Annotated in this window: 24 protein-coding genes and 1 tRNA gene; 18 read left to right on the top strand and 7 right to left on the bottom strand. The window is 41.3% G+C overall.

The features are described from left to right. Positions 1-79 precede the first annotated feature (79 nt). The 5 genes from rplT (at position 80) to M3197_RS08080 (ending at position 3,122) form a co-directional block, all read left to right on the top strand. The gene (gene rplT, locus M3197_RS08100) at positions 80-439 is read left to right on the top strand and encodes a 50S ribosomal protein L20 (RefSeq protein ID WP_251660520.1); all 360 of its coding nucleotides are present in this window, start codon (positions 80-82) and stop codon (positions 437-439) included. A 128-nt stretch (positions 440-567) separates the two neighbouring features. Beyond that, the gene (locus M3197_RS08095) at positions 568-861 is read left to right on the top strand and encodes a DUF1294 domain-containing protein (RefSeq protein ID WP_251660518.1); all 294 of its coding nucleotides are present in this window, start codon (positions 568-570) and stop codon (positions 859-861) included. 41 nt (positions 862-902) lie between these two features. Next, positions 903-1,385: a dUTP diphosphatase gene (locus M3197_RS08090; RefSeq protein WP_349774117.1), complete on the top strand. Its 483-nt coding sequence runs from the start codon at positions 903-905 to the stop codon at positions 1,383-1,385. A gap of 121 nt (positions 1,386-1,506) precedes the next feature. Next, the gene (locus tag M3197_RS08085; protein ID WP_251660514.1) at positions 1,507-2,019 is read left to right on the top strand and encodes a helix-turn-helix domain-containing protein; all 513 of its coding nucleotides are present in this window, start codon (positions 1,507-1,509) and stop codon (positions 2,017-2,019) included. A gap of 125 nt (positions 2,020-2,144) precedes the next feature. After that, on the top strand, positions 2,145-3,122 hold the full coding sequence (locus tag M3197_RS08080) for a zinc-binding dehydrogenase (RefSeq protein ID WP_251660513.1): 978 nt from the start codon (positions 2,145-2,147) through the stop codon (positions 3,120-3,122). Positions 3,123-3,203: 81 nt separating this feature from the next. On the opposite strand, the gene M3197_RS08075 is transcribed toward M3197_RS08080, so the two are convergent. Beyond that, positions 3,204-4,901 (bottom strand): M3 family oligoendopeptidase, encoded by a 1,698-nt coding sequence (locus M3197_RS08075; RefSeq protein WP_251660512.1) that lies wholly within the window; start codon positions 4,899-4,901, stop codon positions 3,204-3,206. Between the two features lie 201 nt (positions 4,902-5,102). Here M3197_RS08075 and M3197_RS08070 point away from each other — a divergent pair, with 201 nt between their 5' ends. Together M3197_RS08070 and M3197_RS08065 are read left to right on the top strand one after the other, a co-directional pair. Next, positions 5,103-5,411: a DUF6509 family protein gene (locus M3197_RS08070; RefSeq protein ID WP_251660509.1), complete on the top strand. Its 309-nt coding sequence runs from the start codon at positions 5,103-5,105 to the stop codon at positions 5,409-5,411. A gap of 138 nt (positions 5,412-5,549) precedes the next feature. After that, positions 5,550-6,533 (top strand): NAD(P)/FAD-dependent oxidoreductase, encoded by a 984-nt coding sequence (locus M3197_RS08065; protein ID WP_251660507.1) that lies wholly within the window; start codon positions 5,550-5,552, stop codon positions 6,531-6,533. Between the two features lie 45 nt (positions 6,534-6,578). On the opposite strand, the gene M3197_RS08060 is transcribed toward M3197_RS08065, so the two are convergent. Together M3197_RS08060 and trhO are read right to left on the bottom strand one after the other, a co-directional pair. Further along, on the bottom strand, positions 6,579-7,403 hold the full coding sequence (locus tag M3197_RS08060; protein WP_251660505.1) for a DUF368 domain-containing protein: 825 nt from the start codon (positions 7,401-7,403) through the stop codon (positions 6,579-6,581). A gap of 141 nt (positions 7,404-7,544) precedes the next feature. Next, on the bottom strand, positions 7,545-8,519 hold the full coding sequence (gene trhO / locus M3197_RS08055; RefSeq protein WP_251660503.1) for an oxygen-dependent tRNA uridine(34) hydroxylase TrhO: 975 nt from the start codon (positions 8,517-8,519) through the stop codon (positions 7,545-7,547). 302 nt (positions 8,520-8,821) lie between these two features. On the opposite strand from trhO, the gene M3197_RS08050 reads away from it, so the two are divergent. Next, complete coding sequence (locus tag M3197_RS08050) at positions 8,822-10,345, top strand: polysaccharide deacetylase family protein (RefSeq protein WP_251660501.1); 1,524 nt, start codon at positions 8,822-8,824, stop codon at positions 10,343-10,345. A 72-nt stretch (positions 10,346-10,417) separates the two neighbouring features. Here M3197_RS08050 and M3197_RS08045 read toward each other — a convergent pair whose 3' ends face one another. Beyond that, a complete protein-coding gene (locus M3197_RS08045) occupies positions 10,418-11,896 on the bottom strand; it encodes a catalase (RefSeq protein WP_251660499.1) in 1,479 nt (492 codons plus the stop codon). Between the two features lie 317 nt (positions 11,897-12,213). Between M3197_RS08045 and M3197_RS08040 the strand changes: the two genes are divergently transcribed. The 6 genes from M3197_RS08040 to M3197_RS08015 all read left to right on the top strand — a co-directional run bounded on the left by M3197_RS08040 (position 12,214) and on the right by M3197_RS08015 (position 20,447). After that, positions 12,214-13,617, top strand: a complete 1,404-nt coding sequence (locus M3197_RS08040; RefSeq protein ID WP_251660496.1) for a cytochrome ubiquinol oxidase subunit I — start codon at positions 12,214-12,216, stop codon at positions 13,615-13,617. Beyond that, positions 13,604-14,620 carry a cytochrome d ubiquinol oxidase subunit II gene (gene cydB, locus M3197_RS08035; protein WP_251660494.1) on the top strand — a complete coding sequence of 339 codons (1,017 nt, stop codon included), beginning with the start codon at positions 13,604-13,606 and terminating at the stop codon, positions 14,618-14,620. The genes M3197_RS08040 and cydB overlap by 14 nt, the downstream gene beginning before the upstream one ends. Beyond that, positions 14,620-16,344, top strand: coding sequence for a thiol reductant ABC exporter subunit CydD (gene cydD / locus M3197_RS08030; protein WP_251660492.1), 1,725 nt, complete (start codon positions 14,620-14,622; stop codon positions 16,342-16,344). The genes cydB and cydD overlap by 1 nt, the downstream gene beginning before the upstream one ends. Beyond that, entirely contained in the window at positions 16,341-18,071 is a 1,731-nt protein-coding gene (cydC, locus tag M3197_RS08025) for a thiol reductant ABC exporter subunit CydC (RefSeq protein ID WP_251660490.1), read from the top strand. The genes cydD and cydC overlap by 4 nt, the downstream gene beginning before the upstream one ends. 213 nt (positions 18,072-18,284) lie before the next feature. Beyond that, positions 18,285-19,049 carry a cache domain-containing protein gene (locus M3197_RS08020; RefSeq protein WP_251660488.1) on the top strand — a complete coding sequence of 255 codons (765 nt, stop codon included), beginning with the start codon at positions 18,285-18,287 and terminating at the stop codon, positions 19,047-19,049. Positions 19,050-19,067: 18 nt separating this feature from the next. Then, on the top strand, positions 19,068-20,447 hold the full coding sequence (locus tag M3197_RS08015; RefSeq protein ID WP_251660486.1) for a putative bifunctional diguanylate cyclase/phosphodiesterase: 1,380 nt from the start codon (positions 19,068-19,070) through the stop codon (positions 20,445-20,447). A gap of 1,047 nt (positions 20,448-21,494) precedes the next feature. Here the strand turns inward: M3197_RS08015 and M3197_RS08010 are convergent. Further along, complete coding sequence (locus M3197_RS08010) at positions 21,495-21,980, bottom strand: DedA family protein (RefSeq protein ID WP_251660483.1); 486 nt, start codon at positions 21,978-21,980, stop codon at positions 21,495-21,497. Between the two features lie 37 nt (positions 21,981-22,017). Further along, on the bottom strand, positions 22,018-22,797 hold the full coding sequence (asd, locus tag M3197_RS08005) for an archaetidylserine decarboxylase (protein WP_251660481.1): 780 nt from the start codon (positions 22,795-22,797) through the stop codon (positions 22,018-22,020). Between the two features lie 45 nt (positions 22,798-22,842). On the opposite strand from asd, the gene pssA reads away from it, so the two are divergent. The 4 genes from pssA to recQ all read left to right on the top strand — a co-directional run bounded on the left by pssA (position 22,843) and on the right by recQ (position 25,985). Next, positions 22,843-23,376, top strand: coding sequence for a CDP-diacylglycerol--serine O-phosphatidyltransferase (pssA, locus tag M3197_RS08000; RefSeq protein WP_251660479.1), 534 nt, complete (start codon positions 22,843-22,845; stop codon positions 23,374-23,376). Positions 23,377-23,467: 91 nt separating this feature from the next. Further along, positions 23,468-23,558 (top strand) — tRNA-Ser (locus M3197_RS07995). A gap of 139 nt (positions 23,559-23,697) precedes the next feature. After that, positions 23,698-24,141 carry a hemerythrin domain-containing protein gene (locus tag M3197_RS07990; RefSeq protein WP_349774105.1) on the top strand — a complete coding sequence of 148 codons (444 nt, stop codon included), beginning with the start codon at positions 23,698-23,700 and terminating at the stop codon, positions 24,139-24,141. A 71-nt stretch (positions 24,142-24,212) separates the two neighbouring features. After that, entirely contained in the window at positions 24,213-25,985 is a 1,773-nt protein-coding gene (gene recQ / locus M3197_RS07985) for a DNA helicase RecQ (protein ID WP_251660477.1), read from the top strand. 157 nt (positions 25,986-26,142) lie between these two features. Here the strand turns inward: recQ and M3197_RS07980 are convergent, their stop codons facing one another. Next, entirely contained in the window at positions 26,143-26,556 is a 414-nt protein-coding gene (locus M3197_RS07980; protein ID WP_251661026.1) for a VOC family protein, read from the bottom strand. Positions 26,557-26,748: the final 192 nt, after the last annotated feature.

Genomic DNA, 26,748 nt, shown 5'->3' with positions numbered 1-26,748 from the left:
AAGCTGATCCAACCGGATAGTGAACCACCCGAAATCAAATCTAATATATTCTTACAGGAATAGCAGGAGGTAATGAACTATGCCACGCGTAAAAGGTGGAACAGTGACGCGCAAGCGTCGTAATCGAGTATTGAAATTAGCAAAAGGGTATTTTGGTTCTAAACACCGTCTCTACCGAGTAGCAAACCAACAAGTCATGAAATCATTGAACTATGCTTACCGTGACCGTCGCCAGAAGAAACGGGACTTCCGTAGACTTTGGATCACACGTATCAACGCGGCAGCTCGTGTAAATGGTATGTCTTACAGCACACTTATGCACGGTCTTAAAGTTGCTGGAATTGACGTTAACCGTAAAATGCTTGCTGATCTTGCAGTAACAGATGCAGCTGCATTTGCTAAATTTGCTGAGACAGCTAAGAAATCACTTTCTAAATAATTGATTTCCTGAACGTCACGGTCCCTATTCGAAAGGGATTGTGACGTTTTTTTGTTAGAAATCTTTCGCGGATTGGTGTAAAGGTTTTAGGAAAATAACCGACAAGTAAGAGTGAGGAGAGTTTTTTGATGGAGACACTAGGAATTGAGTGGATCGTATTTTTGTCCATTTGGGCTTTTATTACGATGGGTTATGACAAACGACAAGCCAAGCGCAAAAAAAGTCGTGTATCTGAAAAGAATCTGTGGCTACTTGCGATATTCGGTGGCGGAATAGGCGCTTATTTTGGGATGCAAGTATTTCGTCATAAAACGCTTCATACTACTTTCCGCGTAGGATTTCTAATGCTGGCCTTGATGGATGTTGTTATCATCCTCTATCTTGCAGGACTTCGAATGCCGGTTGTAACTCAACTCTTTTAACAAAGGTCAAAACAATACGATAGGGGGCAATCTCATTGGATATGAACAAATTATTTCACATGCAACAAGAGCTCGATTCATACATACAGGCCCAACACGATCTTACAGGTAGAAATCTTTTTGAAGACAAAGTCCTCGCATTGCTTGTCGAACTGTCTGAGTTGGCAAATGAAACGAGATGTTTTAAGTTTTGGAGCGTAAAGGGTTCTTCTGCTCGTTCAGTTGTGCTAGAAGAATATGTAGATTCTATTCATTTTCTCTTGTCGCTAGGAATTGTCAAGGACTTAACAAATTTCAAGGAGTGGCGCTTTGACTCTTCATCGGATTCTCTAACAGCAACATTCCTTAAAACCAATCAAGCAGTACTTGAATTCGGTCAATACCCAGATATGACTACATATACGGGTCTTTGGAATCAGTATGGAACGCTTGCTGAAAAGCTTGGTTTTTCATTGCAAGAAATCTATAATGCGTACATTGAAAAGAATGAGAAAAATTATGAGAGACAAAAAACAGGCTATTGAAATAGATGTTTCCCTAGGGAAAGCCATATTGGAGACTGCCTTTTAATTAATAAATAAAAGATTGACAAATACCTAGAAATGAAAAATAATAGTAATACTAGATATTAGAGGAGGATTTTTTGTGAACGACTGGAGTAAAGAAGGATTCGGCATTAGGTTAAAGGAACTAAGAGAACAAAGAGGTTTATCCATGATGGCTTTCGGTGCTGCTATCGGGACATCGGCAAGTCGTATTAAAGATTGGGAAAAAGGCAAAAATGCACCATCAGCAGCGTGGGTTGCAAAAATCTCTGAGCGATTTAATATATCAACAGACGAGCTTATTCTTGGTGACTCAAAAAAGACTTCTGCTTTTAAACAAGCAAATACTACAAGTGCAGAGTCATTATATGAAAGGCTGCGCGAAACAATTACGGTTGATGGGTTTGAAGATGAGCAGGACGAAGAAGCAGACATCCTTTATACACAATTAGACGCAAGTAACAAAAATCGATACCGTAGCGGCAAAGGACGTCGTCTTGCCGAACGTGAATTACTGAATTTACTCACTGATCTACCTAAAAAAGACGTACTTGAATTGCTTGAACTTGCAAAGTTGAAGTGCCGTCTTCAAAAAACACCTGAAGCAAAATAAGAGAACTAAACACAATGGACCTTCATGGCTATTGTGTTTTTTATTTTTGCTTTTCTCTGAAATGCGTTATGATGGGGTGGTAACCGGAAGATTCTAACAATTATATAGTAGAGAGGAAGTTGACAGTGAAAGCGATTATTCATGGAGACAACGGACTTAGACTAGGAGAAATGCCCACACCTATTGCAAAAAGAGGAGAAGTCGTAGTGGCTATCAAGACTGCTGGACTTAATAGAAGAGACTTATACATACCAGCTAGAAGGGAAAACAAAGGACACGATATAATACTAGGGTCTGATGGAGCGGGAGTGGTCGAATCAGTTGGAGAGGGGGTTACAAAATGGTCAGTTGGTGATGAAGTTTTGGTCAATCCTTCTCTTAACTGGTTTGAAAAAAGTGATGGTTCTCCTGAAGGTTTTGGTCCACTCGGAATGCCAGATGATGGAACCTTCTCAGAAAAAATTGTTCTATCACAGGAACAACTAGAACCACGCCCAACCTATTTATCATGGGAAGAGTCAGCAAGTATGGCATTAGCAGGTCTGACAGGTTTTCGTGCGCTTGTGACACGTGGTGGAGTAAAAAAAGGTGACACTGTATTCGTCCCAGGCGCGGGTAGTGGTGTTGTCACATTCATTATCCAATTTGCTAAAGCAATTGGTGCTCGCGTTATTGTCACTTCGAGAAGTAATGAAAAGAGAGAGCAAGCTTTGAAACTTGGGGCTGATATAGCAATCGATACACATGCAGATTGGAACGAAGCGTTGAAGGATGAAACAATAGACCTTGTGATTGAGAGCGTAGGAAAAGCCACATTTAATCGTTCTCTTGAATGTTTGAAAAAAGGTGGACGATTAGTCGTGTTCGGTGCTACCACTGATGATGTAATCGACTTGGATCTACGAGAACTTTTCAATAAGCAACAAGAAATTGTCGGTTCGATGATGGGAAGTCGTGATGAGTTGAGAGAGATGCTAGATTTTTCAAGAGAGCATAACATTCGTCCTGTGATTGATCGCACTATGCCACTAGAAGATGCACTTGAAGGATTCAGAATGCTGGAAGACAGTACACAGTTCGGTAAAATCGTATTCACAGTATAATTTAAAACAGCTCGTTATCATCCGTAAGGAGATAACGAGCTGTTTTGTAAGTGAGCAAAACACTTCGGTTACAGGCTACTCTTATAGAGCTTTATCATCCACAGAGTCCAACCACTCTTCGATAGTACCAACCACCGATTGAACGCAACCATCTTCAAACGGAGAGATCAAGTTCGCTTCTTTGACCAATTCCGTAAATGACTTAGAACCACCGAGTTTACATAAATGGACGTAATCATTCCATGCAGATTCATGATCTTCACGGTCCTTTTTCCAAAATTGGAATGCGCATATTTGTGCTAATGTATAATCAATGTAATAAAAAGGAATTTCGTAAATGTGAGCTTGGCGCTGCCAAATACCACCGCTTTCTAAATACTCGTTGCCATCATAATCACGTTTTGGTAAGTAAATCCCCTCTATCCGCTTCCAAGCCGCTTTTCGCTCAGCCGGAGTCATCTGAGGATTGTTATACACCTCATGTTGAAATTCATCTACAGCTACCCCATAAGGTAAGAAAAGGAGTCCACTGCTTAAATGTGAGAACTTATATTTATCAGTTTGCTCATTGAAGAACAGCTCCATCCATGGCCATGTGAAGAATTCCATACTCATCGAGTGAACTTCCGCTCCTTCGCTCGTTGGCCACACATATTCTGGAATGCCGATGTTACGACTTGAATAGACCTGGAATGCATGTCCTGCTTCGTGAGTGAGTACATCGATGTCGCCAGACGTTCCATTAAAGTTTGAGAAAATGAATGGAGAATCATAATTATCAATGAACGTACAATAGCCTCCAGCTTCTTTACCTTTCTTCGCAACTAGATCCAGCAACTTCTTTTCAGTCATATACGTAAAGAATTCATCTGTTTCATGGGACAGTTCCTTATACATTTCTTTACCTTGTTCAATAATCCAATCTGGAGACCCTTGTGGAACTGCATTGCCCGTTAGGAAATCGAGTGACTGATCGTAGAACTTGAGACGATCCACACCAATTCGTGCTGCTTGGCGATCATATAACTTGTTGGCAACCGGAACGATGTAGTCACGAACTTGGTCGCGGAAATTCTTTACCATCTCAGCATCATATCCAACACGGGACATCCGTACATATCCTAGTTCAGTAAAAGTATTAAATCCTAATTTCTTGGCAATTTCATCACGTAGTTTAACGAGACGATCATAAATGTCATCAAACTTCTCAGCGTTTTTCTCATAGAATGAATACTGAACGTTCATTGCGTTTTTACGAACAGAGCGGTCAGTAGACTCCATGTAAGGCCCTAGTTGAGCAAGAGTCAACTCTTTCCCGTCGAATTCGATTTGCGCAGAAGCGACAAGTTTTGCATACTCTGAAGTCAGCTTATTTTCTTGCTGAAGCAGTGGCATCACTTCAGGTGAAAATTCCCTTATGGAATTCTCTGCTAAAGCGAATAGCTGAGAGCCCCATTTCTCTTCTAGCTCCTCCCGAAACTTGGAAGTAATCAGTGCTTTGTAAAATTCCGTAGAGAGCCCTTGAAATTCTGGGCTGATTTCATCGAAATAATCGCGCTCCTGTTGATAGTATTGATCATTTGTGTCGATGGAAGAGCGGATGTAAGCTAAATTCGATTGAGTTGAATAGTCATTTCCAATTGCATTGATTTTCTCAATCACTGCATTTTGAGTTTCGTAAGAATCCGATTTGTGAAACTCGTTTAAAAGTTCAGTGAATTCCTTTTTGATGTCTTCCATTTCAGGACGAGCGTACTGGTATTCGTCAAACGTAATCATAATTTTCCCCCACTCTATAATAATGTACCTTCTACTCTATTGTTCCTGAAAATCTTGGAAAATGCAAAAAGGAACTTGTCCAATTAGCAATTTTATTGGATGAAGTGTAAATGTATCCTGGACAGAGTTCTCGTGGTATGATGAAAGCACGTCCTCATGAACGAATCTAAAATTGCTTGAAGAAGGGAATACAAAATACTTATGAATATTACTCAGTTTACAGTTTCAGAATTGAAAGACCCAACAGGAATCCTCACGGGAAATCGGTATGAATTTCATCTCTTTTTAGAGTTCGATGAAGAAGACGAATTATTAGAAGAAGACGCTGCAGGAATCCGAACAATCTATGTTGTGGATGGTGAAGAGGACAAGATTACAGGAACTTACTTCTTTAAAAAAGGAACAGAACAAGCATTGGATTTTGAGTTGGAAGATGAAGAAATTCAAGAAGTCCTTGCGTTTTGCAGAGAGAATGCAGAAAAAGTAGAAGAAACGACAAATAATCAGTAAAAAAGTATTGAATTCGTTCAAAAAACGTGAAATTCTATTTGAAATAGAGGATAATAAACGTAGAACCGAATGGTGGGACGTCTTCTTAACAAAAACGTCCGGAGTTTCTACAAAATTTTCAGTAATGGAGTGTTTACTATGGAACGAGAAATCGTCGATATTACAATCATTGGCGGAGGGCCAACAGGTCTTTTTGCTTCTTTCTATGCAGGTATGCGGGAAATGTCAGTTAAAATCATCGATAGCTTACCTCAATTGGGAGGACAACTAATTGAGCTATATCCTGATAAATACATTTATGATGTCGGAGGATTCCCGAAAATTCTTGCGAAAGACCTTGTTGCTAACTTGGTCACACAGGCACATCATTCAAAACCGGAAATTCTTCTAGGTGAAGCTGCACTGTCAGCGACACGCGATGGTGATCACTTTGTTTTGAAGACAGACAAAGGGGAGCACTTAACAAGAACTATTTTGTTGACTGCTGGAATCGGCGCATTCCAACCACGCAAAATCGGAATCGAAGAAGAAGTCCATTTTGAAAATACAAGCCTGCACTATGGCATCAAAGACTTATCGATGTTCAAAGACCATAATGTCCTTGTATGTGGTGGCGGTGACTCAGCGGTTGACTGGGCACTCATGCTTGAAGACATTGCTGAAAATGTTACACTCGTCCATCGTCGTGAACGATTCACAGCCCATGAAACAAGTGTTAACCAATTAATGGAGTCAAAGGTGAATGTCCTGACGTCCCGCTCTGTTAAATCGTTGCGTGGGGAAGATGGTAAGGTGAAGGAAGTACAAATCGTTCACAAAGATGGTACTGAAGAAATCTTGCCGATGGATCATGTCATCGTCAACTACGGAAATATCTCATCTCTTGGACCTATTAAAGAGTGGGGTCTTGAGATGGATAAGAATTCTATCGTTGTAAATACACGGATGGAAACGAATATAGAAGGTATTTACGCAGCAGGCGATGTGACTAATTACGATGGAAAAGTGAAACTAATTGCTGTTGGACTTGGTGAAGCACCAATCGCTGTGAATAATGCGAAAGCCTACCTTGATCCAAAAGCTCGAGTTCAACCTTTGCATAGTACAAGCGTATTTTCATAATTGAACAAACAAAAGCCCAGAAGACCTGATCTTCTGGGCTTTTGTTTACTTCGTTTTAGAATCTGTCTCAGGTGGGCTGAACAAATTCGAGACAAGTAGTCCCATAATTAGTGCAACCGCGCTCATAACAAACGGAGTACCACTTTCAGGAACACCCGGGTAAATGACGAAAATAGAACCGACGATGAGACCGATAATAATCGCAAAGGTTAATGTTGCGTGTTGGTTGAGAAGGTAATGGATAATTTTGCTGCTAATGATAAAACCTAAAACAACACCTAATCCAATTACAATGATAATCGGGATATTGAAGTCAGATAGTGCTCCAATGGCTGTTGAATACATACCAAGCAAAAGAAGTACAAAGGAACCGCTAATCCCTGGCAATAGCATGGCTGTACTCGCAGCCCAGCCGGATAGAAACAATACAACTGTATTAGTCGGCGTCAATGTTGTGATGATTGAGGTATCAGCCGGTGTTATGAATGCTGTCATCGCTAACAACACACCAACAATCAGTAAAACAATAAAATGCCATACTTTAAACGTTGATTTTATTTTTGCTTGTTTAGCCATGAACGGGAGAATTCCGATTATTAACCCCATGAAAAAGAACTGTGTGGGAGCATTGTAATTTTCTAATAAAAATTCGATTACTCGGCTAAACAGTAATAGTGTTATACCGATTCCTATGCCAAGAGGCAAGAGAAAGCCGATGTGTTTCCGCCAATTTTTGCTGAAAATGCCACTGATTGAAATGAGTAAACGGTCATAAATACCTAACATAAAAGCAATAGTACCTCCGCTTACCCCGGGTATTAAATCACTTATACCCATTAAGAACCCTCTGTAAATATTTCTCCATTCCATTTGTACATCCTCCAATTTCGTGCTTGAATCTATGACGTCACTTAGAAAGGAAATGTTCCTAATCTAACTACAAGTAAGGGGAGATTCAGGCATAGAAAAACGCATAGTCGGATGGTGCCGTCTATGCGCCATTTTCATTCATTATGAAACGTGTGTTTCTGCACGATTAGCTTCAATCTTTGCTAGGCGATCGTTGAACTCTTCTTTAGTGAGGTCGTGTTCAACAAAATACCGGTTACGTGGATGTGTGCGACATTCGTCGGAACAACTACGCATATACATATGTTCGTTTTCTTCGGAGCAAAGGATTTTGGCGTTACATTCAGGATTTGCACAGTTTACATAGCGTTCACATGGTGTACCATCAAAGTGATCACGGCCAACAATCACGTGCTCAACTTGGTTTACAGGGACTGCAATTCGCTCGTCAAATACATAACACTGTCCATCCCATAATTGGCCTTTCGCAACTGGATCTTTACCGTACGTGACGATTCCGCCATGTAACTGTCCTACATCTTCAAATCCTTCGCGCTTCAACCAACCTGTGAATTTTTCACAGCGTATTCCACCTGTGCAATAGGCAAGAACTTTCTTACCTTCAAACTGCTCCTTGTTTTCCCGAACCCAATCAGGTAAATCGCGGAAGTTTTCGATGTCTGGTCGGATGGCACCACGGAAATGACCTAGATCATATTCATAGTCATTCCGCGCGTCAATGACGACTGTGTTTTCTTCTTGCATCTGTTCTAGAAATTCTTCGGGATCAAGATAAGTACCTGTAGTTTCTAAAGGATTCACATCATCTTCCAAGCTTAAATTGACGATTTCTTTACGTGGACGCACGTGCATTTTTTTGAATGCGTGTCCTTCTGAATCATCTATTTTAAACCAAAGGTCTTCAAATCGTGGGTCACTCTTCATATGTTCCATATACGCATCAGTTTGCGCGATGGTACCCGAGCATGTTCCATTAATGCCTTCTTCGCCTACTAAAATTCTGCCTTTTAAGCCGGTTTCTTTACAAAATTGGAGATGCTCCGCGGCAAATGCTTCGGGATCTTCAATTTGAACGTACTTGTAGAACAACAACACTCGATAATTTTCTTTTTCCATGGTCCTAACCACCTTCTGTTTTTTCACTTTGCAATAGGGTAAAACAGTCGGCCCGGTGCAATTACAGTTTTTTACACATAAAAGCAACCCGCATTTGCAAGATCCGGGACAATGACAGTATATCACAAAAATCGAATCTGAAAAAGTGAACAAAATTCGACTAGAAACAATTGTAATCTATCAACTTTTGTACTAATATTTAGTATAGATATAGAAACTAGATTTTTCCATGGAAATGAAATTCTTCTGAATTTGATGTCGTGAATTACTTGGAAGTATGCGTATGAAGGGGTTTTACAGATATGAAAAAAATGTTCGGGAACGGAAGATTTAAATTAATCGACGTGTTGTTGACAACAATTATAGTATTTTTAGCAATGACAGCCATTCTACTAGTTTTTTCAAAAGGAAGTTCTGACAATCAATTAAAGTCTGCCCAAAGTCCAAAATCTGACAAAGATAAAGTGCTTGTGGACAAGTCAGACTCCAAATATGATGGTATTAAAATCGTTACTGAAACCTCAAATGACCCATTAGGAAAATATGCTGTTCAATATCCACAAAGTAAAGATGAAGACTTTAATGAGAATGTGGTCACGTATATTAAACAAGCAAAGAAAAACTATTTAGCAGAAATTCGCAATGTGAAAATAGAAGATAACAAAAGAAAAAGTGAATTGAACATTTCTTATGAAACACATGTAGATAAGAAAGGTAACTATTCTTTTGTCTTGATGAACAACCAGTCTCTTCAGGGAAGTAAACGTCTTTCAGAAATTGAATCATTCCATTTGAATTCAAAAACTGGCGAGCAGCTTGGTATACAAACTGTTTTCAAAGAAGACCCAAGTACTTTGCAAAAAATGACGGAGCGAGTCAGAAAAACTATCCAACAAACAGACAAACTAAACGAGGGTTTGATCAGTGACAAAATGCAGATCCGTACGGAACCTGACTGGAGAAACTATGAAAATTATGCGATTACTGAGGAGTCCATGGTATTTTACTTCGAAAGGGGCTCATTGAAAAATGGGAAAGCCGGACCGCAGATTGTAACAATTCCCATCGAAGAAATGAATGACCTGCTAAAACCAGAATTTCAAGTAGCTACTGCATCTCAAGCTGGTGACGATAAAGTCAACAAACCTAGTACTCCTAAGAAAGAGAATACTCCGGATGGAAAAGATAAGGAAACTAGTTCTAAAAATGAAGGAGCTAAGGATGATCAGCAAGCAGGTGGAGAGGATGCATCACCTCAAGCAGAAAAACCACATGAGAAGAGAATTGCACTTACATTCGATGATGGTCCAGATCCTAAAACTACTCTTCAAATACTAGATACGTTAAAAAAGTATGATGCGAAAGCAACGTTTTTCATGCTGGGCAGTCGAGTGGAATATTATCCTGAGGCGGCTAAAGCTGTGAAATCAGCAGGTCATGAAGTCGGGAATCATTCTTGGAATCACCCCGATTTAAGTAAAATGCCTTTAGCAAAGGCTTTAGAGGAGATCAATCGTACCACAGCCATCATCCAAAAAGTGACTGGGGAAAAGCCGACTGTTTTCCGACCTCCTTATGGTGCTTATACGCAACAGTTGAGCAAACAAACTATTCCTCCGATTACATTATGGAATGTGGACACGTTAGATTGGAAGTATCGGGATGCTAATAAGTTATTAGAAGAAGTGAAAAAGGCGACTAATGATGGTAGCACCGTTTTAATGCACGATATCCATCCGTCAACAGCAGAAGGATTAGATAGTGTAATGGCATATTTACAAAGCCAGGGATACAAATTTGTTACTGTTTCTGAATTACACAAATGAAAAAAAGAACGTACAGAGGATTTTCTAAATCCCTGTACGTTCTTTTTTTATATGATGAACTAACTCGAACGTTTAGTTGACGAGTACATCATCCATAGAAATCTCGAGTGCTTTCGCAACGCCTTCACCATAAGCTGAATCCGCATAGTGACAATGTTTGATGTGTCTGATTTTAATTTCTTTCGGTGCATCGCCCATATTATCCGCTGTGTTTCTGAATAACAGTTGTTTTTGTTCATCATTCATAAGATTGAAGAGTTTTCCTGGTTGTGTGAAGTAATCATCATCATCTTCACGGAAATTCCAGTGATCTGCAGCACCATGCAACTTCAATGGCGGTTCTCTGAAATCAGGTTGTTCTTGCCACTCACCTACACTGTTTGGCTCGTATGAAGTTCTGCTTCCATGGTTGCCGTCTACACGCATTTGACCATCGCGATGGAAACTGTGGAACGGACATTTTGGTGCATTTACTGGAATCTGGTGATGGTTGACACCTAGACGGTATCGTTGCGCATCTCCATAAGAGAAAAGCCGAGCTTGCAACATCTTGTCAGGTGAAAAACTGATTCCTGGAACGACTGCTGCAGGAGTGAAGGCTGCTTGTTCTACTTCTGCAAAGTAGTTTTCTGGATTTCTGTTCAATTCAAACTCACCGACTTCAATAAGAGGGAAGTCGCCTTTATACCAAACCTTTGTTAAGTCAAACGGATTGTAAGGCATATTTGCTGCTTCCTCTTCTGTCATCACTTGAACATACATTTTCCATTTCGGGAAATCGCCATTGTCGATGCTGAGGAGTAAATCGCGCTGATGGCTTTCACGATCTGTTGCGATTGTTTTACTTGCTTCTTCATCTGTCAGATTTTCAATTCCTTGTTGTGAGCGGAAATGGAATTTTACATAGTACCGCTCATTATCTGGGCTGATGAAGCTATAGGTATGACTACCAAAGCCGTGCATATGACGATAGGTACGTGGGATTCCACGTTCACTCATCAAAATCGTAATTTGATGAAGTGCTTCCGGTAGTGATGTCCAGAAATCCCAATTGTTTGTCGCGCTTCTTAAGTTAGTGCGTGGATCACGCTTAACCGCGTGATTCAAATCCGGAAATTGGAGTGGATCTCTAAAGAAGAAGACTGGTGTATTATTTCCAACCATATCCCAGTTTCCTTCTTCTGTATAGAACTTCAATGAAAATCCGCGGATATCACGTTCTGCGTCAGCTGCGCCTCGTTCACCTGCAACCGTTGAAAATCGGGCGAACATCTCAGTTTTCTTCCCGACTTCGGAGAAGATTTTTGCTTTTGTGTACTTTGTAATGTCATTCGTCACAGTAAAGGTACCGTATGCACCTGATCCTTTTGCGTGCATGCGGCGCTCAGGAATGACTTCTCGATCGAAATGAGCAAGCTTTTCAATAAGCCATACATCTTGAAGAAGAAGTGGACCTCTTGGACCTGCGGAGATTGAGTTTTGATTATCAACTACGGGAGCACCTGCAGCTGTTGTTAATTTGTTGCGAGATTCATTCTCATTGTTGTTCATGTGTATTCCTCCTATGTAAAGGTATGTGAAACAGTAAGTTAACTATAGCAGAGGGATTCTTAGATAGCTAGCATTTTGTTTATAATAATTATCGTTAAGGAAATGTTATTGTTAACAGATAGTTAGATTGATCAGAATTCTTTTTTGTAGGAAGGAGATTGTAGGAAAATCGTACCTTGTGACAACATTTCAACATTAACCCCTGAAACCAGCCTGAAGTTTTGAGGTTTGTAACAGATCGTCCGCTAATTGCTCACAAAGTATTTTAGCGTTTAATTTATAATGGAGACAGATTGAGATTGAGGGGAGAGGTAGAGATGGAAGAGGTTTTACTTTCACGAATCCAGTTCGCATCGACAACATTGTTTCACTTTATTTTTGTCCCGTTGTCTATCGGATTGGCGCTGATCATAGCGATTATGCAAACGCTCTACGTAGTTAAAAAGCAAGAGATTTATATGAAAATGACAAAGTTTTGGAGTGTGTTTTTCCTCATAAACTTTGCAATTGGAGTCGTAACAGGAATTTTCCAGGAATTCCAATTTGGAATGAACTGGTCGACATATTCCAGATTCGTTGGAGACATTTTTGGTGCTCCGCTAGCAGTAGAAGCATTGCTCGCGTTTTTCCTTGAATCTACATTTATCGGAATCTGGATTTTTGGCGCACAAAAATTATCTAAGAAACTTCACTTAGCTTCTATATGGCTCGTTTCAATCGGAACGATCCTATCAGCATTTTGGATTTTAGCAGCGAATTCGTTCATGCAAAATCCAGTTGGTTATGTAATCCAAAATGGGCGTGCAGAAATGAACGACATAATAGCACTTCTCACTAACGAAAAGTTATGGGTTGCATTCCCGCATACCATTTTCGGTAGTATTGCTACAGGAGCGTTCTTCGTAGTCGGAGTTAGCGCGTTCTATCTTATTAAGAAGCGTCAAGTTGATTTCTTTAAAAAATCTATCGGAATCGGTTTGCTCGTTGGGCTTGTAGGGGGACTAGGTCTTGCGTTCACTGGTCATGCCCAAGCACAGTATTTGATGCATGCACAGCCAATGAAAATGGCGGCAGCAGAGGGGCTTTGGGAAGATAGTGGAGATCCTGCAGCTTGGACAGTAATTGCTAATATCAATACAGAAAATCGAGTAACAACAGGTCGTATTGAAATCCCATACTTGCTGAGCTACCTATCTTATAATGAGTTTTCAGGTAAAGTATTGGGAATGGAAAGTCTAGAAAAGCAAATGATTGAGAAGTATGGTGAGGGAGATTACATTCCTCCAGTGAAAACAACATTCTGGAGTTTCCGAATCATGGCGGGAACAGGTGGAGCATTAGTTGCTGCAAGTTTACTTGGTTTGTTCTTGCTGTTCCGCAAAAAGATTGCTGCTACTACTTGGTATTTGAAAGTGATGATTCCAGTCATTTTCCTACCGTTCATCGGGAATTCGTTCGGTTGGATCATGTCAGAAATCGGCCGCCAACCATGGGTTGTCAATGGCCTCATGAAGACTGCTGATGGAGTGTCACCTAACGTTTCGGCGGGACAGATTTTGTTCTCACTAATTTCGTTCTCGACAATCTATGCGATCCTCGGGATCATTATGGTTATACTATTTGTGAAGGTCATTCAACGCGGACCTGAAGAGCGTAAGCAAAAAGACGTATCCGTTACAGATCCGTTTAATGTAGGAGGCGTGTCTAATGGCTCTAAGTGAGTTATGGTTTGTGCTGATCGCTGTATTGTTCATTGGGTTTATATTTCTAGAAGGTTTTGACTTTGGTGTAGGTATGAGTTTGAAATTCCTTGCTAAAAATGAAACAGATAAAAAAATGTTAATTCATACGATTGGGCCTGTCTGGGATGCGAACGAAGTTTGGCTGATCACAGCAGGTGGAGCGATGTTTGCAGCGTTTCCACATTGGTATGCAACAGTTTTCAGCGGATATTACTTACCGTTTGTCGTGTTGCTGATGGCGCTAATCGCTCGTGGTGTTGCGTTTGAATTCAGAGAGAAAATCGAATCAGACAAATGGGTGAAAACATGGGATTGGGCAATCTTTGCAGGTAGTATACTACCGCCTTTCCTATTAGGTGTCTTATTCTCAAGTATACTGAAAGGTATGCCGGTAGATGCAGATATGAATATCTACGCAGGATTCACGGATTTCGTCAACGTCTACACAGTGGTAGGTGGAGTGGCATTTGTACTCCTCTCTTATTTACATGGATTGCTATTCGTGACATTGAAAACTGAAGGATCCCTTCGTGAACGCGCCAAAGAGGCTGCACTTACGATCTATTGGGCAACTGGCTTCGTAATGATTGCGTTTGTAGCGTTAACAGCTGTATATACGGAAGCATTCGCGGACAGAGGACCAATCCTGATTCCACTGTTTGCAGTAGTCTTTGTATTATATGCGTTCCTTCATCGTTTAATTGCTAAAGGTCGTGAAGCATTCAGCTTCACAATTACAGGGATTACGCTCATTGCCGTGATGGCTTCGTTCTTCATCGGACTGTTCCCGAACGTAATGATTAGTTCACTAGATTCTGCATACAACATGACTATCCGGGCAGCAGCATCTGGTGATTATTCTTTGAAATTAATGACGTTCGTTGCACTTACTATGGTGCCGATTGTTATTGCCTACACAATTTGGAGTTACTATGTATTTCGTAAACGGATTACGGAAGATGTGGAGCATCTAGAACATTGATGGACCGACATCTTCTTCGGTATAACGGCAGCAAGAAAACCTTTGCGCTTGTCGGGATTTTGACAGTCGTTCAAGCGGCTTTCATCATCCTGCAAGCCCTCTCCTTGTCTTCAGCCATTACCCGGATGTTTCATGGGCTAGAATGGAAGGGAACCGTTATATCGCTTGCCGTGTTTTTGGTTGCTCATGCGATTCGTCATTCCCTCCAATGGGGGAAAGAACGAGTTGCGCTTAAGTTTGCGGATGATATTGCTCGCTCTTACCAAGACCAGCTCGCTGAAGCGCTCCTACGGGATGGGACAGGGATGGTAGCAAGACAAGGTTCAGGCTCTTTGTTGACCCTTACCTTAGAAGGTGTCCCGAAATTCCGTAAATACGTGGAACTGTTTATACCGAGATCGTTATCTATGGGAATCATCCCAGTGGTCATTTTGCTCTATATTGTCACGTCCGATTTAATGTCTGGCGTGACTCTTTTCCTTGTGATGCCGATTTTGATAGTCTTTCTAATTTTAATCGGAATTGTATCGAAGAAAAAGATAGACGACCAAATGGGGACGTACCGTCAACTCTCGAGGCACTTTGCAGACTCCATTCAAGGAATTGAAACGCTGAAGTTTTTAGGGCGCAGTAAATCTCACGAGAAAGCAATTGAAGAAGTGAGTGACAAATATCGAGTTGCAACGAATCGCTCGTTAAGCTATGCATTTTTGTCTTCGTTCTCCCTGGATTTCTTCTCAAGTCTTTCTGTTGCGTTAGTTGCAGTTGAACTTGGATTGCGACTTATCAATGGGGGTATTGGACTTGAAGCAGCACTTGTAATTTTAATCTTAGCACCTGAATACTTTTTACCGGTCCGTGATTTGGGCGCTGATTTCCATGCGACCATGGATGGTAAAGATGCAGCGGATGAAATCCGTGCATTACTTGCTGAATCGAAAGAAAACATTCAACAAGATGCTATCATCGTTCCTACTGTTACAAAAACAATCAACTTTTCTGCTATCTCGATTGGAAAACTAGGAGATCATGACATAGAAATTACAAAAGACGTACAGTTTTCTGTGACGGGGGCACAAAAAATCGGGATTATTGGTGCATCAGGTGCAGGTAAGTCAACATTGATAGACTTGTTGGCTGGCTTCACCTCTCCAACTAGTGGTGAATTCAAAATCGAAGACCGGTCTGTGAATTCGCTTGCTTCAGATTCTTGGCGAAAACAAGTGACGTATATTCCACAGCATCCTACGATTTTCTCTGACACACTTGCAAATAACATTCGGTTTTATCATCCAGAAGCAAGTGACGACAAGGTTATTAAAGCCGCACAAGCAGCGGGACTTGAACAACTCGTCGGTGAACTGTCGAATGGTTATGATGAAATGATTGGTCAAGGTGGACGGTCACTTTCCGGAGGGGAAGAGCAACGTGTTGCGATTGCCCGTGCATTGTTAGAGGATACCCCAGTCTTGTTGTTGGATGAACCGACAGCACATTTAGATATCGAAACAGAACATGAGATCAAACAATTGCTACTCCCGATGCTTGAAGACCGTCTTGTGTTCTTTGCGACACATCGGTTGCATTGGATGAAAGAGATGGACTGGATTCTGGTCATGGAAGATGGGCGGATTGCTGAACAAGGAACTCACGAAGAACTGTCTGCTCAAGACGGTGTCTACAGCAAATTAGCACGTGCACAGAGGGAAGGGATGGTGCAATGAACTACTTCAAAAGCTTCGTTACACCATACATGAGTAAGTATTGGAAGTTAATGTCGGTTACTGTTCTATTAGGCATTTGCGCTTCCTTGTCTGCTGCACTTCTGATTTTTGCATCGGGGTACCTGATCTCCGCGGCTTCTGAACGTCCAGAAACCATTTTGCTCGTGTACGTTCCAATTGTATTGGTCCGTGCGTTTGGGTTATCTCGTGCAGCATTCAGTTATGCGGAACGGATGACAGGGCATAACGCCGTCTTGAAAGTGTTGTCTGAAATGCGCGTGCGCCTATACCGTGCATTAGAACCCCAAGCGTTGTTCATCCGCTCACGTTTTAAGCGGGGCGACTTGCTAGGAACATTGGCAGATGATATCGAGCATTTACAAGACGTTTACATCCGTACCCTATTCCCGACGATAAGTGGATTGTTCATATTTGTATTTGCAACCGTATCCGTGTCTGTTTTTGATTGGAAGTTTGGCTTGTTCATCGGACTCTGTTTAAGTGTGATTGCGTTTGTCTATCCGATGTTGTCATTAGTGTTGATGAAAAAACACCAACAGAAATCGAAACAACAACATACGAAGTTGTATCATACACTTGGTGATGCCGTTTACGGAATTCGCGATTGGCTCATCAGTAGCAGAACCTCGGATTTCCTAAGGAAATTCAAGGCAGAGCGCAATGATAGTTATGAAACAGACAAGGAACTTGCAAAACGGAACCAAAATAGAACGTTCCAACTTCATCTGATTTCTGGTGCCATTACAGTGATTGTAGGAGTTTGGGCAGGAATGCAAGCAATAGATGGTACAATATTGCCAACCTATATTGCAGCTTTTACGCTCGTTACACTTCCAATCATCGAATCGTTAATTCCGATTTCACATGCTGTGGAACGAATTCCTGCTTACACCGAATCATTTGCGCGTATTCAACATACGGAAGATACAGCCCAGTCGGTATTCAAGTCATCTGAAACAGTGGATGAAGTTCCGTCAACTGTAGATATCCAAGTAGAAGGCGTTTCCTATGCATATGAGTCGGATAAAAGACTAGCTTTAAATCAAGCAACTCTTGAGATTAGACAAGGGGAAAAAGTGGCGATCCTTGGTAAAAGTGGTGCAGGTAAATCGACGTTTGTTCAGATTTTATTAGGCGCATTGAAGCCGGACGAAGGAATGGTTCGAATCGCCGGTTATTCACCAGAAAAATATGGGGAAAATATTCATCACGTCGTAAGTGTGTTAAACCAAAAACCCTACTTGTTTGGCACGACAATAGAAAATAATATTCGTCTTGGAAATCCATCTGCTACAACGGAGGAAGTTGAACGGGTAATCCGTCAGGTCGGTTTAGAAGACTATCTCAGTAAACTACCTGATGGACTTCAAACGCAAACGGAAGAAGCTGGCCGCCGATTTTCAGGTGGTGAGCGACAGCGTATTGCACTCGCTCGGATTTTGTTAAATCACACTCCTGTGGTTATCGTCGATGAGCCTGCTGTAGGACTTGACCCTGAAACAGAACGCGACCTCATTCAGACGATGATAGAAAGTCTGAAAGGGAAAACCGTCATCTGGATTACCCATCATCTAATGGGGATGGAACTGATGGACAACATTGTGTTTTTGGAAGCGGGAGAGATCTCGGATGAAGGAACACACGAAAAATTACTAGAAAGTTCAACTCGCTATCGTCGTCTTGTTGAACTGGATCGTGGAATTTAAATTCGATTAGTCATAAACGGATATTAATAAAATATGAAGTGAACAGAAAAGACTATGACAAATGTGGTTTGATAACTACATTTGTCATAGTTTTTTTCTTGTTTCTTGAAAATTACTTAGTATTGCGTGGGAGATGACGATATAAAAGGTGAGTATATAAAACGGTCCATAATAGATCGGTGTGAATTCTAATGTGGAATTAAGGAGATCATCATGGCGACAACCAAAAAGCCGTTAGCATTGATCATTTTATCACTCATATTCATCGTGACTGTACTCTTTCTAGTAAATGAATATAAGAGTGAGAGGAGTGAAACTGCTGAAGCGATTTACAAAGAGTCAGGAGAATTGTTGGACGATGTTGCTAACGAAGCGAATCGTTTTGGTAACGAACGAGTTGGGGAACTGGAGCTCATTGCAAAGTACATAGCGATCATTGCAGATGATAAAGAGGAATTGCAATTATTTTTAAAGAAACAAAATAGTAAAATGCCATTTTTAGCAGGGTTAGGGTTCATCTCCCCGGATGGGGAAATTATGGCGGCGGATGGTTCGAGATTCTCTGTGAAAGAGCATGAAGCATTTGAACGCGCGATGTCAGGACATATAACTACAAGTGAGCCATTTACGTTTGAACAAAATCCTGATCTCCAGGTAACTGCAATTTCAGTACCTGTAAACAAAGACGGCCAAGTTATCGGTGTGCTTTCAGGTGTAATCAGCATGTCGGACATTATCCATCGTCTCGTAAGCGATACGTCATTACTAGGAACGGTCTATTTACTAAAAGACGAGCAAGTCGTCTATACATCTGGTGATGATATTTCAGAAGGTGACTCCATTCACAAGAGTCAACGAATTTTGAAAGAACTTTCAAATGTACCGTCTGGAGTAGTATTAGAAGATGAGAAGTCGGCACATTATATTTTTTACAAGACGGCTTGGAATGATTGGGTAACCGCTGTCGATTCTTCCTGACATCCTGATATGGAAAAGATGTCAGCAAAGCGATGGCATTATACAATCATTGCATCTATGGTTTTGCTCACGTCGATTGGAAGTTATCTCTATATTTTAAAGTTGGAAAAAAGACAACAACGTGCGGCCCGTCAAGATGCTCTCACACAACTAGGTAACCTAGTGCGACTGGAAGAAGACGTCAATTACTTGCAACTGGTAAAACGGAAACCATACACAATCATACTTTTAAACCTACTTGAATTCAAGAATATTAACAATTGGGCAGGATATGAGAGCGGTAACCAGATCTTAATGGAAGTAGGGAAGAGGCTTTCTGTTGGGATAGTTGAAAAGCATACGACCTATCGAATCGGAGGTGGCGAGTTTGCGGTGTTGTTCCCAGGGACTAGGACTAGGGAGCAGGCGGAAGAAATAACGGCTAATTTGTGTGGTCTTATCCAAAGACCATTTGAAAGTGAGTACCATGAAACTGTACGGTTGAAGGTGTATGCTGGTATTCGAAACGCAGTTGTCAACTCAAAAGATAAAGCTGCTCAAATCATTCACGATGTGGTTTTTGCTTGCCAAGAAGCACGCCATCTAACAACCGCACCGTACGCGTATTTTACTGACGAACTGGGACAACTCGATAGTGAGCGGAAACTATTCGTTAAGGAACTCTCAGAAGCATTAAATCGAGGAGAATTTAAACTTGTCTATCAGCCGATTTTTAGTTTCCAAGAAGATAGATTCGTTAGTTTTGAGTCGTTACTTCGCTGGGATTCAGGTGAATTTGGTCTGGTGAGCCCAATTGAATTCATTCCACTACTGGAAGAGTCGGGCATGATCTTAGAGGTTGGGGATTGGATTATTCAAGAGGCGGCATTACAAGTTAGTAAGTGGAGGAGTGAAGGATTTCCTGAACTTTATGTCACCGTAAATGTATCTGTAAAGCAACTTCTGGATGAATCCTTCCTCTCTCGAGTACAGGATATTTTACTAGAAACAAAAGCATCCCCGGATAGTCTGGTATTCGAAATAACCGAATCGGTTGTTGTAGAAGATAGTGAAAAAGCGCTAGCAACTGTTACGAAGTTGAACGACCTTGGAATTAGCACAGCGTTAGATGATTTTGGTACGGGGTATTCTTCTTTGGCAATTCTTAGCCTGCTTCCGTTTCAATATTTGAAAGTGGATCGTACATTTTTGGATGACTTGGACAGTGCCGATTCACAAGCTGCATCCGTCTTAAGAGGAATTGTTTCGATTGCTTCGGGGTTGAGTCAGTTGACAATCATGGAAGGTGTGGAAACAAAAGAACAGTTGGACCTGTTAAAAGAAATTGGTGCAGATCGTATTCAAGGTTACTATTTCAGTAAACCAGTTCCACCGAACCAAGCATTCGAACTTCTTTGAACAACATAAAAACACTCCGTGCTTAGCGGGGAGTTTAGACTGTAGACAAAAGGGATGGGAATTGATTTAATTTCCATACCTTTTGTCTTTTTCATCTTTGATTCTGAAGATGAAGGATAACACGCCGTTGATCTCCGTTCCGGACGGGCGCTTTCCGGGGGCTTGCCCTCAGCCTCCTCATAGCTTCGCTACTGCGGGGTCTTCACGCTGCGCTGATCCCCAGGAGTCGCCGTCCTGCACTTCAATCAACTGAATTACCTATGACACATTCACATCATTCAAACAAACAATGCAATTGTGGGGCTTCATTTTCAGTTGGTAAGACTAACTAGAGTAACAGAAGACTTGAGACACCAATATGAAATCAAAGAAGTCTATCAGAATGCAAAGAAACAGTTGAACGCGACTTTGTCGATGCTCAGGAGAAGCGTGATATGCGATGGACAACCATAAGATGGCTTAGCATATTGAATGATTGACATTTTAATGAGAACAACAGGTTCTATACTGGGTCTCCTGAATAGGGAATATTAATCTGAAACCAATGGATAAGGGAAGGGGAAATCAGTTGATGCCTCTAATTTACAGAACAGATATGGTCTTGCGAAACTAACTGTTAGATTGTAAGCATATCCACCTGCTCCAGTTCTTTGATTTGATTCTTCATTATCATTACCATTACCTCATTTGATAGTTGGGAGATACTGTTGATTGTAGCGGAGAGCGGCTCCGGAGGGATCAGCGAAAGCTGTGACGAAGAACAGCTTTTGCGAGTAAAAGCGAAGCGTTAGGAGCACGTGTTTTCGAAGAACCTGAGCAGAGCGAGGGAGATGAGTGCTGCCATATTTTCAGCCATGTTCGCTAAAATACGGCAAATCAAACTCTTCGTCGTTCGATTGGCTGAGAGCAAGCTCCTCGGAGAGCGTCCGCTCGCAGTGGAAATCAACTTTTCCTAGTTAATTCTATTGTAAAAGAAAAAGACTGTAGGCAGACCCCGTGATTACTGGAGTTTGTCTACAGTCTGACACTCCGCACTTAACGGAGTGTTTAAAATGGCCAGCCGAACAAATAGCCAAGCGTGATGCATATAATACCTGAAGCGGTTGTGCCGAGTGAGGAGAACAGCATATATCGTTTTACAGCCATGCCGCTCATACCTGAAAAGCAACAAACAAAATGACGCATTCCTGGAACGAAAAATCCTAACGTTACGGTCCAGGAACCATAGCGGACAAACCAGCGTTCCACTCGCAATACCCGCTTTTCGGAGAGACCGACCCATTTACCAAATCGCTCAACGATAGGGCGTCCGACTTTTTTTCCAATGGTATATGTTAAAAGTGTCCCGATGAATACACCTAAAATAGCAATAGTCATGGCTCCTATAAAATTGAGGAGCCCTGCAGATGACAAGTACCCAGTAAAGACAATTACGAATTCATCCGGCATCGGTAAACCAAATATTCCAAGCGCTAGAAATAGAAAAACAGCAAAATACCCGTAATGGGTAACGAAATCTTGAAAAACACTCACTTACATCCCTCATTTGTCACTTCTTTGATGATCACGTTCATTGTTGCCATTGACCAATCGGGTCACCCACATGAATCGAACCTTTTTCTTGAATTGTAGCAGAGAAATGAGAACCGCCTGCAACAAACAACAGAATTGTTGAGCCGAACGAGAAATACCCGAAATCCTCTCCTTTTTTAGCGTCCTTCGAAGAAGAGTAGAGCTGTACGGAGTTTACATTGAGTGCGCCTACTTTAACAAGGGCTAATTTGTCATAATTGGTGGCAAGCTCTGTTATCAACCTATAGTTCGTTTCAAACGGTTTGTCTCCATAAGTCAGCCCCAATGTATTAACAGGATATGATTTAGTTCCAAGAGCGTAGCGGTTAATGACAGTACCATCTGCAGGGTAATGAAAATGATGATAATCTGCCGGGGACAAATAGAATACAAAGTACCAACCGTTTTTATAAGTAGATGCCCTCTTCTCATCCATGAATATTTCATTTATACTGTATGTATGACCTTTAATTGTAAATTGGTGTCCGTCTTCCACACGTCCATACGAACTTAGCTGTCCGTCGGAAGGAGAAATGAGAATTTCAGGTGACGTGTTGAAAGGCCGTGCTTCGGATTTTAAGTTTCGAGTGAAAAATGCTTGTAGGCTGTCATAGTGTTCCCTCGGATATTCCATAATGGACTCATCAATTTTATAGGCTTTTGAGTAGGTCTTAATAAGAGGTTTACTTAGACGTGAGGCTGACAAATGACGAAGGATTCCAGAAGAAATCGGGTTTCCAGTCAATTCCACTAAAGACTTCAAAAGTTTCTTTTTCATTAGAATCACCATCTTTATCTAGTATATATTATTGGGAGGTTTGTTATGTTTTCATTCAGATACATTGATTATACTAAAGTGAAGGCCCAACTGGCGAATGCAATTACTTTGGTCAATTTAAGTTTCGGAGCTATTGCTATTATACTAATTTCTAGAGACTTGTCACACATGAGTTTGGTTTTTATTTTTTTGGCAGCTTTATTCGATCGTTTTGACGGAATGACTGCTCGTCACTTCCATACAGAGTCTGCTTTTGGGAAAGAATTAGATTCCTTAAGTGATATTATATCGTTTGGCATCGCACCAGCGGTTCTTATCTACCATACAGCTTTATCTGGAACGCTTTGGGTTGGGCTCGCAGCGACGATTATCTATATTGCTTGTGGGGCGATTCGTTTGGCCCGTTACAATGTTGAAGAGTTCGACGGAGTATTTCGTGGTGTTCCAATTACTGCAGCAGGTGTCATTTTAACTGCATTATATTTCGCAGTTCCCTATGTGTCAGCACCATATCTCGTCATTGCAATGCTCATTTTATCTTGGGCAATGGTCAGCAACTTTAAAATTTCTAAAGTATAATTGCCGACTTCTTCGCTTCACATAGTGGGGTGGAGAGGTTATTAAATTGAAGAATAATTCGGTCCATGATATAATTTAGTTCGTTAAAAATGGAGGCGTACCCAAGAGGCTGAAGGGGGCTGACTCGAAATCAGCTAGGGCGTGCAAGCGCCGCGGGAGTTCAAATCTTCTCGCCTCCGCCATACATACATTGAACCGTCTTTGCGACTATGCGAGACGGTTTTATTGTGTCCTAGAGTTCACTTTTAGAAGCGTCCCCCTGTTCGTTTCAATCTCCTTACAAATCTGCTATTCTTAAAGTAGATAAATCAACGGAAAGGGATGATTGAAATGGCGGGACCTGCATTAAAGCAACTACACTCTCACCGAGCGATTCACGAAGGCGGACTATCTGGTGCAATCGGAAAAACGGAGATGTTGATTGACTTCCTTCAAGAAGGAGATCAGAAAAATGCGGAACGAGCAGCCAATGACTTAGTGGATTACTGGAAGACTCGCGTAATCAGTCATGCCGATGCAGAAGAAGACGGGTTTTATCAAGAAATCGTTACCGAAAATCCTACGATGGAAAAATCAGTTACCCAGCTAACGCGTGATCATGATTTGATCAGAATCATTGTTGCAGACATAGAAGTGCTTAGAGAGAAGGAAGGGATTAGTCCGAGCGTCCTTCAAAAGTTTTATGCGCTATTGGTTGTGAACGAAATTCATAGTCGTGAGGAAGAACGTCTGTTATTTACAGAGTCACCTTCACAAGACGCTTGAACTATATAGAGTTTTCTTGAACATCATTATTTACGCGAAGAGATGAATTTCCAATGAAAGGAGGACACTACATGATGCAACAAGCACTTGCCGTACTTGCTGAAAAATTCGGGTATACATCATTCCGCACAGGACAAGAGCAAGTCATCCAGCATGTTATGGGGGGACAGGACGCTTTGTGTGTCATGCCAACTGGCGGCGGTAAATCGTTGTGTTACCAAGTTCCGGCAATGTTAGTCGAAGGAACAGTCCTCGTCATATCCCCACTCATTTCCCTTATGAAAGACCAGGTAGATGCACTGTGGCAGCTTGGGATTCCTGCTGCTTACATAAACAGTACGTTATCATCAGAAGAATATTTTGGTATTCTTGAAAATGCAATTGAAGGACAGTATCGCCTCCTCTATATTGCCCCTGAGCGATTAGAGTCCGAATCATTTCTGAGAGAACTAAGTCGGATGAGTGTGCCGATGATTGCAATCGATGAAGCGCACTGTATTTCGCAATGGGGTCATGATTTCAGACCGAGCTATAGGAATATTACTCGCGTATTGAATTGTTTCGATGAAAAACCAGTATTGCTCGCGTTAACCGCGACAGCAACACCAAATGTTCGGGAAGACATCCGTGTGCAACTTGGAATACCGAAAGAACAGACGGTGATGACAGGTTTTGAGAGATCAAATCTAGTGTTTACGGTTGTAAAAGGGCAAAATCGGGAGAAGTTCATCAAAGAGTTTGCGAGTAAAAATAAAGAGGAAGCTGGAATTGTATACGCAGCAACCCGAAAAGCAGTCGAGAGTATTTATGAACTGCTGAACCGTGCTGGTTTTGAAGTAGCCAAGTATCATGGCGGAATGTCAGATACCGAACGTCATTTCGAGCAAGAACGTTTTTTGAATGATGAAGCGACAGTGATGGTCGCAACAAATGCGTTTGGAATGGGAATCGATAAGTCAAATATCCGGTACGTCATTCATTATCAAATGCCGAAGAATATGGAAAGCTATTATCAAGAAGCAGGGCGTGCGGGGCGTGACGGACTCGATAGTGAATGTGTGCTGCTTTTCGCATCGCAAGATATTCAAACGCAACGTTTTCTAATTGACCAATCTCCTGATCCTTCTCGAATTCCAGCAGAACTCGAAAAGCTTCAAGGAATGATTGATTATTGTCATACAGAAAATTGTTTGCAGCAATACATCGTGACCTACTTCGGTGAGCAGGATGCTCCGAAATGTGGGAGATGTGCGAATTGTACAGATACGCGTGAGCAGATGGACGTTACGCTCGAAGCTCAAAAAGTCCTTTCATGCGTCATTCGAATGGGACAACGTTTTGGCAAAACGATGATTGCCCAGGTGCTAACCGGTTCGCGGAATAAAAAATTGCTAGATTTTAAGTTTCATGAACTGACCACATACGGCTTGTTGAAAGAAAAGAACGCGAAGGAAGTTTCCGATTTTATCGAGTTTCTGATTTCGGAAAACTGCTTACAAGTCGAAAACGGACAATTTCCAACGATTCGGGTGGCAGAGCGTGGAAAAGAAGTCTTGCTTGGCAATGATAAGATTATGCGAAAAGGTTCATTTGTCTCAAAAGTACTTACAGAAAACGATCCATTGTTTGAACAACTTCGACAACTGAGACGTCAGCTCGCTCAAGAAGCGGGAGTTCCACCATTCGTCGTATTCTCGGACAAGACCTTGAAGGATATGGCGATGAAGAAACCGGCAACGGCTGCTGAATTTTTAGATGTTGTGGGTGTTGGACAAACGAAGCTTGAGATTTATGGAGAGGCGTTCATCGAGGAGATTCAGTCTTTTCAACTCCAGGAGATTTGACGAATTACTCATATAAAATATTGAACAAAACAAAAAACATACTACACCGGTATGTTTCAGACTGGAGACAAAAGGGTTTGGAAATCGAAATGATTTCCAACCCTTTTTATTTTTTGAGCGTATAAATCTGCAACTGGTCAAGAGCCGTTGATCTCCGTTATTCTTCGTGACTAATTTGCCATTCGATACCAAATTGATCCTTTACTTTACCGTAGCATTTACTGAAAAAAGTTTCCTGTAACTCCATGGACACGTCACCTTTTTGTTTGAGCTTTTCAAACGAGGAGGTGAGTTCATCTGTATCATCACTTACGAAAGCTAAGCTGATGTTATTACCAACTGAAACTGGCGATCCGGGAAATGTGTCTGAGAACATGATCACGTCATTTTTTATTGTAAGACGTGTATGCATAATGAGATCTTTCGCTTCTTCAGGTAAAGGGTATTCAGGATTTTGCGGCGAGTTCCCAAATGTCATAAACTCAGGTTTTTCCGTATTGAAAACGTCTGCATAGAATTCGACCGCTTGGCGGCAATTTCCGTTAAATGTTACATATACATTAATTCCGATAGGAACCACTCCATTCTAATTGTTATCAGACAAGTCTGTCTGGTTATCATATCATGTCTGCAGTTTGAATGACATTAGATATGACAAGGAACTCCATAGATCGAGGACAAGATAAATGGAGCCCTAAGAACCTTTGAGAAACAATCCTAGAAACGCATGCTATTTTAATTCACATCCACTTTTGGATGAACA

The organism is Sporosarcina aquimarina, assembly GCF_023715615.1.
GTDB classification, from domain to species: Bacteria; Bacillota; Bacilli; order Bacillales_A; family Planococcaceae; genus Sporosarcina; species Sporosarcina aquimarina_A.
Note: the sequence above shows the minus strand (reverse complement) of the source record. Positions and strands in the feature narration are given on the sequence as shown.

Bases quoted from the DNA above. Each gene is read 5' to 3' on its own strand.
- M3197_RS07990 (WP_349774105.1), top strand. From the start codon at position 23,698: ATGATTGAAATGGCGGGACCTGCATTAAAGCAACTACACTCTCACCGA.
- M3197_RS08065 (WP_251660507.1), top strand. From the start codon at position 5,550: ATGGAACGAGAAATCGTCGATATTACAATCATTGGCGGAGGGCCAACA.
- M3197_RS08045 (WP_251660499.1), bottom strand. From the start codon at position 11,896: ATGAACAACAATGAGAATGAATCTCGCAACAAATTAACAACAGCTGCA.
- rplT (WP_251660520.1), top strand. From the start codon at position 80: ATGCCACGCGTAAAAGGTGGAACAGTGACGCGCAAGCGTCGTAATCGA.
- M3197_RS08070 (WP_251660509.1), top strand. From the start codon at position 5,103: ATGAATATTACTCAGTTTACAGTTTCAGAATTGAAAGACCCAACAGGA.
- M3197_RS08060 (WP_251660505.1), bottom strand. From the start codon at position 7,403: ATGGAATGGAGAAATATTTACAGAGGGTTCTTAATGGGTATAAGTGAT.
- trhO (WP_251660503.1), bottom strand. From the start codon at position 8,519: ATGGAAAAAGAAAATTATCGAGTGTTGTTGTTCTACAAGTACGTTCAA.
- M3197_RS08015 (WP_251660486.1), top strand. From the start codon at position 19,068: ATGTCAGCAAAGCGATGGCATTATACAATCATTGCATCTATGGTTTTG.
- M3197_RS08090 (WP_349774117.1), top strand. From the start codon at position 903: ATGAACAAATTATTTCACATGCAACAAGAGCTCGATTCATACATACAG.
- M3197_RS08040 (WP_251660496.1), top strand. From the start codon at position 12,214: ATGGAAGAGGTTTTACTTTCACGAATCCAGTTCGCATCGACAACATTG.
- pssA (WP_251660479.1), top strand. From the start codon at position 22,843: ATGTTTTCATTCAGATACATTGATTATACTAAAGTGAAGGCCCAACTG.
- recQ (WP_251660477.1), top strand. From the start codon at position 24,213: ATGATGCAACAAGCACTTGCCGTACTTGCTGAAAAATTCGGGTATACA.
- asd (WP_251660481.1), bottom strand. From the start codon at position 22,797: ATGAAAAAGAAACTTTTGAAGTCTTTAGTGGAATTGACTGGAAACCCG.
- cydB (WP_251660494.1), top strand. From the start codon at position 13,604: ATGGCTCTAAGTGAGTTATGGTTTGTGCTGATCGCTGTATTGTTCATT.
- M3197_RS08095 (WP_251660518.1), top strand. From the start codon at position 568: ATGGAGACACTAGGAATTGAGTGGATCGTATTTTTGTCCATTTGGGCT.
- M3197_RS08075 (WP_251660512.1), bottom strand. From the start codon at position 4,901: ATGATTACGTTTGACGAATACCAGTACGCTCGTCCTGAAATGGAAGAC.
- M3197_RS08020 (WP_251660488.1), top strand. From the start codon at position 18,285: ATGGCGACAACCAAAAAGCCGTTAGCATTGATCATTTTATCACTCATA.
- cydC (WP_251660490.1), top strand. From the start codon at position 16,341: ATGAACTACTTCAAAAGCTTCGTTACACCATACATGAGTAAGTATTGG.
- cydD (WP_251660492.1), top strand. From the start codon at position 14,620: ATGGACCGACATCTTCTTCGGTATAACGGCAGCAAGAAAACCTTTGCG.
- M3197_RS08050 (WP_251660501.1), top strand. From the start codon at position 8,822: ATGAAAAAAATGTTCGGGAACGGAAGATTTAAATTAATCGACGTGTTG.